Source organism: Staphylococcus argenteus, assembly GCF_000236925.1.
GTDB lineage: Bacteria > Bacillota > Bacilli > Staphylococcales > Staphylococcaceae > Staphylococcus > Staphylococcus argenteus.
On the sequence record NC_016941.1, the window covers coordinates 1,778,586 to 1,795,215 of the forward strand.

Sequence of the window (16,630 nt, forward strand, 5' to 3'; positions counted from 1 at the left end):
CATTATTTACATTAATATTTATGCGTGTTAACTATCCACAATAAAACAAAAAATGACCTTGATATAACAAAGTCACAAGTCTGTGTCGTTATATTAAGGTCATTTTTATAATTATGATTGTTTTTCTTGTTTGTTGCGTCTTCGTGCCAATAATGCAGCGCCACCAATAAGCGCTATTTCTTTAATTGGTAAATCCGTTCCATTAGAACCAGTATTTGGAAGTTCTTTTTTATCTTTTCGCGCTTCACGTTTACATTCTTTTTTACCTAGTTCACTAACTTTTGGAACTGACTTGCTTACTTTCGACGATACCACTGTCGCTTCAGCTGGTAATTTAATCGCTAAAATTTCGTTAATAATAAATTGTGTATGTTGTTTGATATCATTCAATGTTGCATCTACGTCAATCATACGAGTACCATCTGCAACATATTGCTCAATCAACATTTTAACTTTAGCCAGTTGATCAGGTGTAGCGATTGCTTTGAATTTTTCATAAGTTTGTTGTGCAACCTTTTCAATGTTATTTAAGCCATTTTCTTTTTCAGTAATAACAGCTTCAATATTGCCTAAACTTATATTAAATTGTTTTAATACTGCATCGACATCAGCATTAGTTTTTGCTGATTTTAATGCTTCTTCCATTTGTAGTTTTAGCGAATCTATTGCTTTTAAAGCATCAGATTTATTACGATCACTAACATTACGATAATTTTGTACTAATGATGTTACACGAGCAACTTCTTGATTGATTGTTATTTCAGCATTCGGTTTTTTAGCAGGATGAACATCTATATCTTGGATTGTTTGAAGATTTAAAGATGTTGACTTATCAACTTGGGCATTGCTGCGATCATGGTCAATTTGCAATATTGCTGCATCATAAATTTTTTGTAACTCTGCTAAAACGCTATTTCTTTCTTCCACTGTTGCTTGAACATTTGATTCGATTGCCTGTTTCTTATCGTTTAGCAATGTCGTTAATTGTTCGCGAGCAGTTGCTTTTCTATTGATAACAGGTTCAATTTCACGAATCTCATTCTTACCATCATGCAACAAATATGCAACATCAGCATTAGTCACTGCACTAGCAATCTGTTGTTTAGCTTTATTTAACGCCTGTTCAACTTCGGCAATTGCTGCGTTTTGTTCTTCATCTGTCGCTTCGTTATTCGATTTGATTAAATTAATCTTATTTGTCGCGATATCTTGAATTTGTTGTAATGCTTTTGTTTTAACTGTTGTTGCCGGTTTAATTTGTGAAATTATATTTTGAGCATTTAAATTATGTTGATTAACTTGAACAGTTTGATCAGCATGATTGATTTGATCGATAGCTTGATTAAGTGCTTGTTCTACTAAATGCTTTGCCTCAAGACGTTCTTCTTCTGTAGATAAATCACTTTGATCGATAAGTTTATTTTGTGCTTCTGCTTTCGCACTAATCGCTTGTCGTGCTTCTGGTTTAACCTGAACTTTTGGTAAAATCACTTTAATGTTTTCTTGTCCTTCAGTCTCAGTTTGATCTACTTCTGCATTTGTATTATTTTGCGCAATATCATTTTTAATTGTATTTGCAACTTTATTTAATGCATCAATAGCTTCATTACGCTCATCTTGCGTAGTGTCCAGTGTGTTTTGAATTGTCTCAGTTTGTTTATTTACATTTTGATCAATATTATCGAGTGCTGCACGCTTACGTCTAACTTTAGGCTTGATTTCTTCAATCGCTTTAATCGTTTGATTTCTAACATCTGTAACAGCACCATCTTGATTTGTATTATCAATCTGCTGTTGACCTTGTAGAAGTGTATCATTTATAAGTTGATTCGCTTCATTTATTTCATCTGCTGTTGCGTTAGGTGTGTCTTTAATAGATTCAATTTGTTTTTCTGCACTTGTTTCAATTGCTTGTTTAGCTTCCGGTTTAATCACAATATGTGGTTCTACACCTTTTAATGTAGCTATACCTTTGGATTCGCCACTTTTTACATTATTATTATTCACTGCTTGATCTATATTACGTAATGCTTGTTGTTCATTTTTGGCCAATTGATTTAACGCTGCTTGTTTTTCTTCATCTGTCGCGTGTTCTGCCTGCTCAATTTCTTGCTTTTTAGCTTCATATTGTTGTTTAACCGCTTCTCTAGCTGCAGCTCGTACAATATGTTCAGGATTTACTTGCATTATGTTATCAAGTGCTTGTGTAGTTGTGTCATTCACTTGTTGATCTGTTCTGTCATTGCTAATGTCAGACATAGCTTGGTTAACTAGCTCATTGATTTTGTTAAGTGCAGATTGTCGTTCTTCTTCTGTAGCTTCTTTATCTTGATTTATTTGCGCACGTAGTTCATTGGCTTTTTGATTAATTTGTTCACGTGCCGCTGGTTTTACTCTTGTTTCAGGTTGAATAGTTTTAATCGATGATAATCCATTTGTTGCTGCTTGATTTACTTGATTATTCGTTTGTGCTTGATCAATTGCAGCGAGTGCTTTCTCTTTTTCCCTTGCAAGTGCTTGTGCAGCAACTTCTTTTTCATTATCTGTAGAATCAACACTACTATCAATTTGCTGTTGTTTTTCTTTAAAAGCTTTTTCAATATCTGCAATTGCTTTTGGTTTGGCAACAACATCTGCTTGAACATTATCTATTGAAGTTGTCATTTGATTTGTAGTAGCATCCACTTGATCATTTGTGCGATCTTGATTAATTTGATTTAACGCTTGATCTTTAAGTTGATTTATTTTATTCATTGCAGCTTGCTTTTCTTCATCTGTTGCATTAGGTGTTTGGTTAACAACTTCGATTCGTTTAGTCGCTTCTGCATTAATTTTATCTCGTGCTTCTTGTTTTTTAACTACATTTACTTGAACGGCATCAATGTTATTTTCTGCCATCGCAGCTGCTTGATCCACTTCAGCATGTGTATTAGCTTGTTTAATATTTTCTAATGCTTGTTGCTTTTCTTGATTTAGAGTACTAATCGCTTCATTTTTCTCATCATCAGTTGCGTCTGGTGTCTGATTTATTTGTGCTAATTTTGCATTATAATGTTGATTAATTTGTGCAATTGCTTCTGGTTTTTTAACGATATTTGGCTGAATTGCATTAAGCGCTTGTGATCCTGATTGCTGTGCCTGCGCTACTTCTGCATTCGTATCCGCTTGATTAATATTATTAATTGCATTAGCTAACTCTTGATCTACTTGGTTTAACGCAACTTGCTTTTCTTCAGTTGTCGCATTAGTGTTTTGATTAATTTGTTGTTTCTTTGCAGTTGCTAAATCATTTAATATTCCAGTTGCTTCTTGTTTCTTAGTAACATGTGGTTGAACTGCACCAATTTGATTTATAGCATCATCTCTTATACCATTTACCATTGCAGTTGTAGATGTAATACCTATATCAGCTAATGCTCTATTTAAAATTGTGTTCACACGGTCAACTGCTTCTTGTTTTTCTTCTCTTGTTGCACCAGGTGTTGCATTAATATTTGTAATTGCTTCTCTTGCTTTTTCATTTACAGCGTTGCGAGCATCCGTTTTGACTTGTGTTGCTGGTTGAATGACTGTAATATCTCGTACAGCTTGATCTTTTGCTTGTTTAACTTCTTGATTCGTGTCTGCTGCATTAACATTTTGTTTTCCAGTTTTAACAGCTTCGTCGAGTAATTGTTGTGCTGCTTGTTGTTCTTCGTATGTTGCATCATTATTATTGAAAATTATATTATGTTGCGCTTCAGCACTTTGATCAATTGCATTTTTAGCATCTGTTTTAATTTGAGTTGATGGTTCAATTGCTTGAATACCTTGAATCGCAGCATTTTTAACTTGCTCAACGTCGCTATTTGTATTGGCATTTAAAATTTGTGTGTTCGCAGCAGCAACAGCTTGATTCACTTTATCAATTGCCGCTTGTCTTTCTTCTTGCGTAGCATCAGGATTGGCGTTTATTTCTGCAATTCTTTGTTGCGCATCATGAAAAACTGCATCTCTTGCCGCTTGCTTAACAACTGTTACTGGTGCAACAGGGTTAATTGCATTAAGACCATCTGCTTTGGCATTATCGACATCTGCATTTGTAGTTGCTTGATTAATTTGCTCTAAAGCATGATTCGTTGCTTGTGTTAATTCATTTAACGCTGCATTTTTCTCTTCCTGCGTTGCTTCTCTATTCTCATTTATTTGTTGTCGCTTCGTTGCTGTCGCTTGATTAATGGCATCTCTAGCTGCTTGTTTATGGGTCACTTGAGGTACTACTGCACCAATTGTATTGACACCGTTATTTTTAGCCGATTCAACATCTTGATTTGTTGTAGCATTTGTAACATTATCAACAGCATCAGTTTCATCAGTTGTTAATTGATTTAATGCATCTTGAATTTCATCTTCAGTAGCATCTGGTGTTGCATTAATAATCGCTCGTTGTTGTGTAGCTTTATCACGAATTGCTTGTTTGGCATTTGGTTTTACAACAGGTGTTGCCGTGTCTCTACTCAAAGTTTCAATACCTTGATCTTTAATTCTAGTTACCCCATCGTCTGTTTTTTGATCACCAATGTCACCAATAATTTCATTTTTATGTTCCTCGATGACTTGAATCGCTGCTTGTTTTTCTTCATCTGTCAGTTCATCATTTTGGTTAACTAAATCTTCCATTTGATCAACTTTTCTATTTACTGCATTTTCAGCATCAGCACTTCGAATTAATGTATGTTGCATTTGATTCGTTAATGAGTCAATATCTGCTTGTGATACCCTTTGATTTAGAGGAACATTGTTACGATTTTCATCTAAAATCGATTGGGCACGTCTTTTAAGATTATTAAAAATATCTAATGAGGCAAATGTATAATCTGCTTGTTGAATTCGTCTATCAACTTCAGCCTGTAATGCATCTTTATTCATTATGATATCAATTGTATATGGATCAGTACTCACAGTGTAACTTTCAGGTGGTGTATTAATGAAATCTTGTGAATATGTTTTATAAGTTAATGTATCGTTAAATGTAACTGTTCTTGGTGTCGGTACATTATTTACTCTTAGCTTATATCTTAAATCCAATATTTTATCTGGCATTAGTCGTGCAGGCGTATTCCCTGAAGCACCTGTACTTTTGATTGTAATAACGCGATTTGCTGCATCATAATTAACATTAAAGTTATTTAAATCCACACCTGAATTACTACTTGGAAAATCTTTAGTCAACGAATTATTCACATATTCAACACCTTCAGGTAATTGAATTTTATATACAAAGTCATCTGTATTCATTGAAGCACCGAAGTTACCATTATTCTTTAATGATGTTGTTACTGTGAATTCTTTATTGTTTGTTGCTGTTGGATCCATTGTATGTCTTTCCACATAGATATGTGAACCTGAACGAAGACCAATTGAATCTACAAAGTCATAATATCTATAACCATCTCGTAATTGATAAATACCACGCGCATCAGTTATTGCTTCATTTTTAGGTGCAAATTGAATTTTTAAATGTCTCACATTATCAGGAACTTTAAACAAACGCCAAAGTGGTCCTCCTGCAATAATTTTTTCAGCTAAAACTGAATCATCATCTGCATTTTTAATAATGACATTTGTTGCACCTTGAGCATTTTTAGTAGTCATAGTATTAAATTCGAAAATCAATTCAGAATTCGGATTTACTGTTAAAGTCTTTTCAATACCATTAAAATCACCATGGTCATTTATATCATTACCTCTAATTCGCCCTAATGCAATTACATTTCCTTGCGCTTGATAGTTCTTTGCATCTGCAGAATCAAACATACTCGTTCTCACCATCGCATGACTAAGGACACCAACTTTACCACCATTAACTAGTGTAAAACCTGGTAAATTATCAACAACAGTTACTGTAGGTACTGAACGGTTAGTACTTGGAGTAATACCATTGTCATCAAATGATAACACTTCATTAGGTGCATTTTGACCTGCATTATTAGCATTCGGATCAGTTGTTGGTGTATATGTAGCAGTGTTTCCTGCTGGTGCTGTACCATTTCCAGCCGCAGCAGTTGCTGGATCTGCTGGCGCCGCATTTGGATCTGCTGGTGCTGCACGTCTGCTTCTCTTTTTTGGTCTATTAGAAGGTTGTTCTGTAACTGCAACTAGCTCTGGTTTATCCGAAGAATGACGGACATCATCTTGAATTTCTTTCAAAGTTAGATGATGATCTGAACCATTTTCAGTTGTATTATTTGATACATTTAAAGTACTAGTATTCGGTGCTACATTGCTCGCGTCAACATTATTTGCTCTATCAGCTGTTGAAGTAGCGTTTGAATTATTACTATTTCCTGCTGATATCGTGTTAGGTTGCGTTGGCGTTGGCGCAACTTGATTTGCAGCACCAACGTTATTGTGATTAGACAATGTTTGATTTGTTGACGTATTTGTATTGACAGGTTGACTAGTTGTATTCTGTGTATTATTAGTTGTATTCTGCGCACTCGTTGAAACACCTTGATTTATATTCGGATTTTGATTATTTGTAGGTGTATTTTGATTTGATAAATTTTGTGCATTTGCATCAGTAGTTAAAGCTTGAGCAGCATTTGGATTTGATAGTAATAATACCGTTCCTATTAATGTAGAGAAAATGCCCACTTTATACTTTCTAATACTATATTTATTTTTCTTTAACAAATTCATTTCAATTTCCTCCTGTTTGTCTATTCTCTGCTGTGTTGTTTAGAATTATGCTAAAAAGTAAAATTCTCCCAATTGTGTTTATAGTCATATTATTTTGTACAACATTTTAAGTTCACTCAATTTTATCATCATAATTTTATAAAATAAAGTTTTATTTTATTACAATTTAGTTTCCGTTTTGTAATTAATAACTTAAAAAATTATATCAGAGATATGGTCCGTATTTTAAATTAGAGAAAAATGCTCCAAAGAAAAAACACCAAGCAACTATACTGTTACTTGATGTTTATTGAAATGATTTAATATTGTAATTTAACTCGTGTAAAACTAATTATATATTACTATTTTCTAATCCTTCATCGCCCCACGCATGCATGCCACCTTCAACATTTACTGCTTCAATACCATTTGCTTCTAAATATTCAACAACTTTGGCACTTCTTACGCCACCAGCACATACAATATAGTATGTTTCTTTGTCGTTAAATGAATTTAAATTTTCAGGAATGGTATCCATAGGTATTAACTTTGCGTTGGGAATATATCCCATTGCAGTTTCTTCATCTGTTCGCACATCAACTATTTGAACAGGATTAGATTGTAAAAGTTTCTTTTTTAATTCATCAGTTGTAATTGACTTCATTATAAAGTCCTCCTTAAATCATTATTTAGCAACGATATTGACTAATTTTTGAGGAACAGCGATGACTTTCATGATGTCTTTACCTTCTATACTTGCTTTGACATTATCATTTGATAATGCAATTTCTTGCATTTCTTCTTTCGATGTATCTTTAGCAATTTTAATTTTAGCTCTTAATTTACCATTAACTTGAACAACTATTTCAACTTCATCGTCTACGAGTAAAGATTCATCATAAGTTGGCCATGGTTGATATGTGATTGATTCTTCATGTCCTAATTTTGACCATAACTCTTCACCAATATGTGGTGCGATTGGTGCTAACATTTTAACAAAGCCTTCAATATAAGGTTTATAAACCTCATCAACTTTATAACATTCGTTAATAAATACCATTAATTGACTAATAGCAGTATTAAATCCTAATGTTTCAAAGTCTTCTGTAACTTTTTTAACCGTTTGATTATAAACTTTGTCTAAAGATTTGTTATTTGTTGTTACTATTTTAGAACTTAATGATCCGTCTTCATTAACCATTAAACGCCATACACGATCTAAGAAACGACGTGAACCATCTAATCCATTTTCACTCCAAGCAATTGCCGCATCTAAAGGTCCCATAAACATTTCATATAAGCGTAATGTATCTGCACCATGAGATTGAACGATATCATCAGGATTGATTACATTACCTTTAGATTTACTCATTTTTTCATTACCTTCGCCTAAAATCATACCTTGGTTAAATAATTTTTGGAATGGTTCTTTAGTAGGTACAACGCCTAAATCATAAAGTACTTTATGCCAGAATCTTGCATATAATAAGTGAAGAACCGCATGTTCAACACCACCGATATATAAATCAACTGGTAACCAGTGTTTTAATTTTTCAGGATCTGCAAGCATATTTTCATTTTTAGGGTCAATATAACGTAAATAATACCAACAACTACCTGCCCATTGTGGCATCGTATTAGTTTCACGACGACCTTTCATACCTGTTTTTTCATCAACGACATTAACAAATGAATCAATATTAGCTAATGGAGATTCACCAGTACCAGATGGTTTAATTTCATCTGTTTCAGGTAATAATAACGGCAACTCTTCTTCAGGAACTGTAGTCATTGTACCATCTTCCCAATGAATGACTGGAATTGGTTCGCCCCAATATCTTTGACGGCTAAATAACCAATCTCTTAATTTATAGTTCACTTTCTTTTCTCCTGCACCTTTTTGCTCTAACAATTGGATGGCTCTTGAAATTGCTTCTTCATTTTCAAGACCATTAAGTTCACCTGAGTTAATATGTTTACCTTCACCAGTGTAAGCCGCTTCTTCAACGTTTCCACCCTCGATAACTTCTATAATAGGTAATTCATACTTTTTAGCAAATTCATAATCTCTCTCATCATGTGCTGGAACTGCCATAATTGCACCCGTACCGTATGTTGATAACACATAATCAGCAATCCAAATCGGCAATTTCTCACCAGATAACGGATTGATTGCATAAGCGCCAGTAAACACGCCTGTTTTATCTTTGGCTAAATCTGTACGTTCTAAATCTGACTTTTTAGACGCTTCTGTTTGATATGCTTTTACTTCTTCTTTATATTCATCAGTTGTTATTAAATCAACTAACGCATGTTCAGGACTTAAAACTAAGAAAGAAGCACCATAGATTGTGTCTGGTCTAGTCGTAAATACCTCTACTTTCTCATCAGTATCTTTTACACCAAAAGATACTTTAGCACCTTCAGAACGACCAATCCAGTTACGTTGCATATCTTTTAGAGACTCTGGCCAATCCAAGTCATCTAAATCTACTAACAATTGATCAGCATATTCTGTAATTTTTAGCACCCACTGTTTCATAGGTTTACGGTAAACTGGATGTCCACCACGTTCAGATACACCATCAATAACTTCTTCATTAGATAATACTGTGCCTAATGCAGGACACCAGTTGACGGCAACTTCATCAACATAAGCCAAACCTTTGTTGTATAACTGAATAAAAATCCATTGCGTCCATTTATAATATTCCGGATCTGTTGTATTTACTTCACGATCCCAATCATAACTAAATCCTAATTCTTTAATTTGACGCTTGAATGTTTGAATATTTTTCTTTGTAAATTCACGAGGATCATTCCCAGTATCTAATGCATATTGCTCCGCTGGTAAACCGAATGCGTCCCACCCCATTGGATGTAATACATTATATCCTTGCATCCTTTTATACCTTGAAATAATATCTGTTGCTGTGTAACCTTCAGGATGTCCAACATGTAAGCCCGCACCAGAAGGATACGGAAACATGTCTAACGCATAAAATTTCTTTTGACCTAAGTTATCATTTGTTTTAAATGTTTTATTTTCGTCCCAATAATCTTGCCATTTCTTTTCAATTTGATTGTGATTGTAATTCAACACATTTCCTCCTATTCAATAAAAAAGACACCTCAAACTATTTAGTCTATATAGGGACGACATTTGCCGCGTTACCACCCTAATTCACAAAAGTTGTGCACTCATTTTAATAGTAAGAGATGTCATTCATTCAGTTTAAAATTATTACGATTTACATTTAGTCCTTAACGCTAGTTCTCAGCACCACTAACTTTCTGTAGAAAAGCTCTAAATGAAATTAAATTATACAAATTAATATTATGTTATAACGACATTTATTTCAAGTCTATAAGGTTAATTCTGTTTACACATTATGCATCTATTTTTTTAACTTGCTCATTGTTTTCCTTAAAAATCATTAACAAGACCAATGCAAAGACTAGTAATATCATCATGCCAATAAACATCATACGCATATTGAATGCATCAACTAACACACCACCAAGAAATGGTCCGAAGGCTTTTCCTACTGTGGCTGCTGAGTTTACAAAACCTTGATATTGTCCTTGTTTGCCATCTGGCGCTAATTGATTTGCAATTGTTGGTACAGCTGGCCATACAAACATTTCTCCAAAGGTTAAAACAATCATTCCTACAACAAATATAGTAAAGTTTTCAGCAAAACTAGTAACAAAAAATGACAGCATAAAAATGACAATACCAACAAACATTTGTTTCTTTAAATTTCCTTTTAACAAATATAAAATTGGCTTGATTAATGGCTGTGCAACTAAAATCATAATTCCATTTATCGTCCATAAAACACTATATTGTGCCATTGAAATATTAATAGATTGTGTAAATGATGCGATTGTAGACTCCCATTGAATATACGCAACCCAACAAATTGCAAACATTGCACAAATTAGTACTAATGAAATAAATCTTGCTTTATTCTTTTTACCCGTAATATCTAAATGGGTTGGATATTTAACTTTTGCTTTAACTTCGATATTAAATTGCGTAACGGCTACTAGCGCGAATACAATATACATAATAAGATTAGCTAGAAAAATATAGTTAAAGCTAAATTCTGCAACAAACCCACCCATTGCTGCACCTACAGCTACACCAATATTTTGTGCTAAATAAATGGCATTAAATGTTTGTCTACCGCCATTAGGCCAAACTGCACCTGCCATGGCATAAATAGCTGGAATAATCATGCCCCCGCCAAATCCAAGCATTACTAGCCACACAGCATACCACGGCCATCCATGAAAGAAATTCAGTAGTGTTGTGCTACAAAGACATGTGAAAGTACCTATTAATATCGTTTTGTATCCACCTAATTTATCGAATAGTGAACCACCTAATAAGTTACCAATAACCATGCCAAATGAATTGATCATTAGGACTAAACCAGCAACTGTTAAACTTTTTCCAAGTTCTTGTTTCATATAAATAGTATTTAAAGGCCACAAAAAACTGGAACCAGTAATATTTAATGCCATGCCAATTACTAGCCACCAGACCGATTTAGGTATATTCATATTTCATAGTTCCTCTCTCTTTTTTGTCAAACTATTATAAACACTATAACATTAAAATATGTTAAAATCTGTACTTAGTACTATTTTTTTAGAAAGGAAAATGACTTATGGGCAATCATTTCCAATATGCATTTGAAAACAAACGCTATCACACATGGAATTACCATTTGAAAAATAAATTCGGGCAAAAAATATTTAAAGTTGCATTGGATGGCGGTTTTGACTGTCCAAACCGTGACGGTACTGTCGCACATGGTGGATGTACATTCTGTTCTGCAGCTGGCAGTGGAGACTTTGCAGGCAATAGAGCAGATTCAATTGCAGTACAATTTAAAGAAATTAAAGAAAAAATGCATGAAAAATGGCATGAAGGAAAGTATATCGCTTATTTTCAGGCTTTTACAAATACACATGCACCTGTAGAAGTGTTAAAAGAAAAATTTGAACCTGTACTTAAAGAACCTGGTGTTGTAGGTTTATCAATTGGGACACGTCCAGATTGTTTACCTGATGACGTAGTAGAATATTTGGCTGACTTAAATAAGAGAACATATTTATGGGTTGAATTAGGTTTGCAAACCATCCATCAATCTACATCTGATTTAATTAATCGCGCTCATGATATGCAAACATATTATGATGGCGTTGCAAAATTACGTAAACATAACATCAATGTTTGTACCCATATTATTAATGGCTTACCGGGTGAAGACTATGAAATGATGATGGCAACTGCTAAAGAAGTTGCACAAATGGACGTGCAAGGTATTAAAATTCACTTATTACATTTATTAAAAGAAACTCCAATGGTTAAGCAATATGATAAAGGTTTATTAACTTTTATGACTCAAGAAGAATATACAAACCTTGTTGTAGATCAATTAGAAGTGATACCTCCTGAAATGATTGTTCACAGAATTACTGGAGATGGTCCAATCGACATTATGGTAGGTCCTATGTGGAGTGTAAATAAATGGGAAGTGTTAAATGGTATTGACGCTGAGTTGGCACGCAGAAATTCTCATCAAGGATTACATTACAAGTCAAAGGTGAACCAATGAAATTAGAACGCATACTCCCCTTTTCAAAAACGCTTATTAAACAACATACATCATCAAAAAGTATAGTTGTTGATGCTACATGTGGAAATGGCAATGATACTTTATTTTTAGCAGAACAAGTATCAGAAGGCCATGTTTATGGTTTTGACATTCAAGATTTAGCTTTAGAAAACACACGAGAAAAGATTAAAAGTTTTACCAATGTCACTTTAATTAAAGATGGTCACGAAAATGTTGCAAGATATATACAAGATAAACATAAAGGTCATATTGATGCAGCTATTTTTAACTTAGGTTACTTGCCAAAAGGCGACAAATCTATCGTGACAAAACCTGATACAACTATTCAAGCTATTAATTCTTTGTTGAAAATGCTGTCAATCGAAGGCATCATCATTTTAGTTATTTATCATGGTCATATTGAAGGACAAATTGAGAAAAATGAAATACTTGAATATTTGAGCAACTTAGACCAAAAGCAAGCACAAGTTTTGCAATATAAATTTCTAAATCAGCGAAATCATGCACCATTTATTTGCGCTATAGAAAAGCTTTCTTAACAAGGCTTTAATTTATCTAATAATTCTTTGCATTATATGCAATTATGGTAATGAAACATAAAAAAGAGGTTTTCGATTTCGAAAACCTCTTTTTTGTGTAATTTAGTTTTATACTGCAGTAATGGCATCTAAACTATTTTGCATTGTAGTTGCTCTACTCGCTATCGCGTCACTGATAAAATTCAATAATGTGACTTTCTCTTGATTTAAATTTTCATTGAAGTGAATAATTACTGTTCTTTCATCATCAACAGGTCTTTCTTTGTAAATCCATTCTAATTCAACTAAATTATTATAAGTTCTAGTACGTTTATAAGGTTTTACCTCAACAAATCGATCCATTTCTTTAAGTGTCATAGATCCCTTTTGCCATAACGTAAGTAAAATTAAAATTTCTTCTCTAGACATTTTGTATTCACTCTCAATTTCACTAAAAATTGAGTTAATGTCACCCAATAATGTTTCTAATTGCAAAATCCCAAATACAGTATCATTATTTACTTTTTTCATGCTAAACATCTCCCAATTAATAATCACATATTTAGCATCACACGAGTTATAACTTACATCCCAATAAATCCCAAAACTTATGTGTGCTAACCTATGCTTAATACTACAAGTGTAAATAAACTTGTTAACTATTCAATTGTCAAAGTTGAATAAAATTAAATAAGTATAAAAACCAATAATCGATAGAGTTAATATTTAGAAATAAGATAATAGTACATAAAACTAATCACTCTATTACATATTAATTTTATAATTTATATACAAAGAAAATATATCAATATTACCATTAAATTGCAACAATTCTACATATATTTCTTCAAAAAAGATACACATTAAATTTTTATTACATATAACTCTCATGTAAATTGATTAAACTAAATTAATTAGTTACCCTGTATTTTAACCAATTAGGTTCAACTGTATAATGCTAAATCCTTTATTTATCACGATTTGATTTTGATAAATCAAAAGTTTAAACATAATAAATAATGTTAACGCCTTTAATAATTTAACATTCTGTGTCTATTAATCATGTCATAGTTTGTTCAAAAATTATAAAAAAAGATGAGCTCATTTTGACTCATCTTTACTAAAACTAGTTATTAAATTTCTTCGATTTCTTCTTCAACAATGAATCCCATAGTATTGACACTATTATTTAAAAAGGTCAGAATATAACGCATAACTTCATCACGTTCTGGCTCATTATGCACCTCATGATAAAAACCTTGCCAAGCTTTGAAATATAATTCCGGTGTTTGATATTTATCTTTAAACTCATCAACCGCTCTTGTATCAACTATTAAATCTTTAGTTCCATACATAAGTAAAGTTGGTAATGGTTGAATGTCATGAATATGAGACATCGTGTCTTTCATTGTTTCATTTATCGTATTGTACCAATGATATGTTGCTTTTTTTAACATTAATCCATCATTTTCTGTTTCTTCTACAATTTCTACATTACGTGTTAAATCTTTAGCTTCTACACCAACATTAAAACGTGTATCTTTTGAAATTTTACCTATATTTGAAACGAGTTTATCTTTACGATTTTTACCATTTTTTTGAAGTTCTAGCATAGGCGATATCAGCATCATGCCTTCAATAGGTAATTCAACTTTTTCAAGTAAATTTAATAATATTAAACCACCAAGTCCTACACCTAAAACATAAGTTGGAATTTTATATTCATTAGCGATTTTCAACCAATCTAGCAAACTTTCATGATATGTTTGGAAATTTTCAATTTGACCTTTAATGGCTCTAGAAGTTTGTCCTTGACCTGGTAAATCTCCCATTATCACATGGTAACCATTTCGTCTTAACATCGTTATAACATAAGCATATCTACCTGTATGTTCTAATATATTATGAGCAATAACAACGACGCCTTTTGCATCATTTTCAGCTTCCCACTTCCACATTCTTATACTGCCCCTTTTTGATAATCTTCAATAATATAATTATAGCAAATTCTGCATGTAGATTTCTATTTATAGTATTATTGTTGTCCATATTATTTAATACAAATGAAATCAACACCAATAATAGTGTAAATATACATAATTATTTTTAATTGTTTTTGATGAAAACGCTTTCTCGAATAATTTTTTCATGCTAAACTTATTGTAAACACAAGGGTTTGGAGGAGTAGCAATGGCACTATTAAAGAATTTTTTTATCGGATTATCTAATAATAGTTTTTTAAACAACGCAGCTAAAAAAGTTGGACCTCGAATGGGTGCCAATAAAGTCGTTGCCGGAAATACAATTCCACAGTTAATCAATACAATTGAACACTTAAATGATAAAAATATTGCTGTTACTGTAGACAATTTAGGGGAATTTGTTGGAACAGTGGAAGAAAGTAATCATGCTAAAGAACAAATTTTAACGATTATGGACGCACTTCACCAACATGGTGTCAACGCACATATGTCAGTTAAATTAAGCCAATTAGGTGCTGAATTTGATTTAGAATTAGCATATCAAAATTTAAGAGAAATTTTACTTAAAGCAAATAGTTATAATAACATGCATATTAATATTGATACTGAAAAATATGCTAGTCTTCAACAAATTGTTCAAGTTCTTAATCGTTTAAAAGGTGAATTTAGAAATGTAGGTACTGTAATCCAAGCATATTTATATGATAGTCATGAGTTAGTAGATAAATATCAAGATTTACGTTTACGATTAGTTAAAGGTGCATACAAAGAAAATGAAACTATTGCTTTTCAATCAAAGGAAGATGTAGATGCAAATTACATCAAAATTATTGAGCAACGTTTACTAAATGCTCGTAATTTTACATCTATTGCGACACATGACCATCGAATTATTAATCATGTGAAACAATTTATGAAAGAACATCATATTGAAAAAGATCATATGGAATTCCAAATGCTTTATGGTTTTAGATCAGAATTAGCAGAACAAATTGCTAACGAAGGATATAACTTTACGATTTATGTACCATATGGAGACGATTGGTTTGCATATTTTATGAGAAGATTAGCAGAGCGACCTCAAAACTTATCATTAGCGGTTAAAGAATTTGTTAAGCCTGCTGGATTAAAACGTGCCGGTGTGATTGCAGGTATCGGTGCTACAATGATGTTAAGCTTTACTTTAATTAAAAAATTATGTCGCAAATAATATATAAAAGTTTAGGGAGTTGGACAGAAATGATATTTTCACAAATTTATTTCGTTGTCCTACTCCCTTAAAAATGTAGTTGATTTACGTTTTATCAACTATATCTATCAACTCTATCTATTATCCTGTGCCATAAATTTTTAATTTATTGATTTTAATAAATTGGCCATTTCGATTGCACTTACTGCTGCTTCAGCACCTTTATTACCTGCTTTAGTACCAGCTCTTTCAACGGCCTGTTCGATACTTTCTGTTGTTAATATACCAAATATTACTGGTACATTTGTTTGATCATTTACTTTAGATACACCTTTAGCAACTTCATTACATACATAATCATAATGTGATGTCGCGCCACGAATCACACATCCCAAAGTAATAATAGCATCATAATTGCCTAAATTCGCTAGCTTTTTAGCTACCAATGGAATTTCAAATGCACCCGGTACATATGCTACATCAATGTTGTCTTCATGAACGTCATGACGGATGAGTGTATCTTTTGCACCTTCCAATAATCTACCAGTAATGAAATCATTAAATCTACTTACTACAATTGCTACTTTCAAATCTTTTCCAATTAATTTTCCTTCAAAATTCATGTTA

At 32.6% G+C, this 16,630-nt stretch carries 11 protein-coding genes; 3 read left to right on the plus strand and 8 right to left on the minus strand.

All coding sequences use genetic code 11. From position 1 onward, the window contains the following. Positions 1–111: 111 nt before the first annotated feature. The 4 genes from sasC to SAMSHR1132_RS08400 form a co-directional block, all read right to left on the minus strand. Positions 112–6,681: an LPXTG-anchored aggregation protein SasC gene (gene sasC / locus SAMSHR1132_RS08385; protein ID WP_001050512.1), complete on the minus strand. Its 6,570-nt coding sequence runs from the start codon at positions 6,679–6,681 to the stop codon at positions 112–114. A gap of 331 nt (positions 6,682–7,012) precedes the next feature. After that, positions 7,013–7,324, minus strand: coding sequence for a rhodanese-like domain-containing protein (locus SAMSHR1132_RS08390; protein ID WP_000836460.1), 312 nt, complete (start codon positions 7,322–7,324; stop codon positions 7,013–7,015). A gap of 21 nt (positions 7,325–7,345) precedes the next feature. Beyond that, a complete protein-coding gene (gene leuS, locus SAMSHR1132_RS08395; protein WP_096001315.1) occupies positions 7,346–9,763 on the minus strand; it encodes a leucine--tRNA ligase in 2,418 nt (805 codons plus the stop codon). Between the two features lie 287 nt (positions 9,764–10,050). Continuing rightward, a complete protein-coding gene (locus SAMSHR1132_RS08400; RefSeq protein ID WP_014373855.1) occupies positions 10,051–11,232 on the minus strand; it encodes an MDR family MFS transporter in 1,182 nt (393 codons plus the stop codon). Between the two features lie 107 nt (positions 11,233–11,339). Here SAMSHR1132_RS08400 and SAMSHR1132_RS08405 point away from each other — a divergent pair, with 107 nt between their 5' ends. Beyond that, the gene (locus SAMSHR1132_RS08405) at positions 11,340–12,293 is read left to right on the plus strand and encodes a TIGR01212 family radical SAM protein (RefSeq protein WP_000526537.1); all 954 of its coding nucleotides are present in this window, start codon (positions 11,340–11,342) and stop codon (positions 12,291–12,293) included. Further along, a complete protein-coding gene (locus SAMSHR1132_RS08410) occupies positions 12,290–12,853 on the plus strand; it encodes a tRNA (mnm(5)s(2)U34)-methyltransferase (protein ID WP_000764431.1) in 564 nt (187 codons plus the stop codon). The genes SAMSHR1132_RS08405 and SAMSHR1132_RS08410 overlap by 4 nt, the downstream gene beginning before the upstream one ends. A 108-nt stretch (positions 12,854–12,961) precedes the next feature. Here the strand turns inward: SAMSHR1132_RS08410 and SAMSHR1132_RS08415 are convergent, their stop codons facing one another. From SAMSHR1132_RS08415 to SAMSHR1132_RS08425, 3 genes are all read right to left on the minus strand, one after another. Next, a complete protein-coding gene (locus tag SAMSHR1132_RS08415; protein ID WP_000757544.1) occupies positions 12,962–13,363 on the minus strand; it encodes a transcriptional regulator, SarA/Rot family in 402 nt (133 codons plus the stop codon). Between the two features lie 602 nt (positions 13,364–13,965). Continuing rightward, a complete protein-coding gene (locus SAMSHR1132_RS08420; protein ID WP_000266085.1) occupies positions 13,966–14,790 on the minus strand; it encodes an alpha/beta fold hydrolase in 825 nt (274 codons plus the stop codon). Further along, positions 14,771–14,911 (minus strand): hypothetical protein, encoded by a 141-nt coding sequence (locus tag SAMSHR1132_RS08425; RefSeq protein ID WP_072292030.1) that lies wholly within the window; start codon positions 14,909–14,911, stop codon positions 14,771–14,773. The genes SAMSHR1132_RS08420 and SAMSHR1132_RS08425 overlap by 20 nt, the downstream gene beginning before the upstream one ends. 111 nt (positions 14,912–15,022) lie before the next feature. Between SAMSHR1132_RS08425 and SAMSHR1132_RS08430 the strand changes: the two genes are divergently transcribed. Then, positions 15,023–16,024 carry a proline dehydrogenase family protein gene (locus SAMSHR1132_RS08430; protein ID WP_001196365.1) on the plus strand — a complete coding sequence of 334 codons (1,002 nt, stop codon included), beginning with the start codon at positions 15,023–15,025 and terminating at the stop codon, positions 16,022–16,024. A gap of 140 nt (positions 16,025–16,164) precedes the next feature. Here the strand turns inward: SAMSHR1132_RS08430 and ribH are convergent, their stop codons facing one another. Beyond that, positions 16,165–16,626: a 6,7-dimethyl-8-ribityllumazine synthase gene (gene ribH / locus SAMSHR1132_RS08435; protein ID WP_001008547.1), complete on the minus strand. Its 462-nt coding sequence runs from the start codon at positions 16,624–16,626 to the stop codon at positions 16,165–16,167. Between the last annotated feature and the right edge of the window lie 4 nt (positions 16,627–16,630).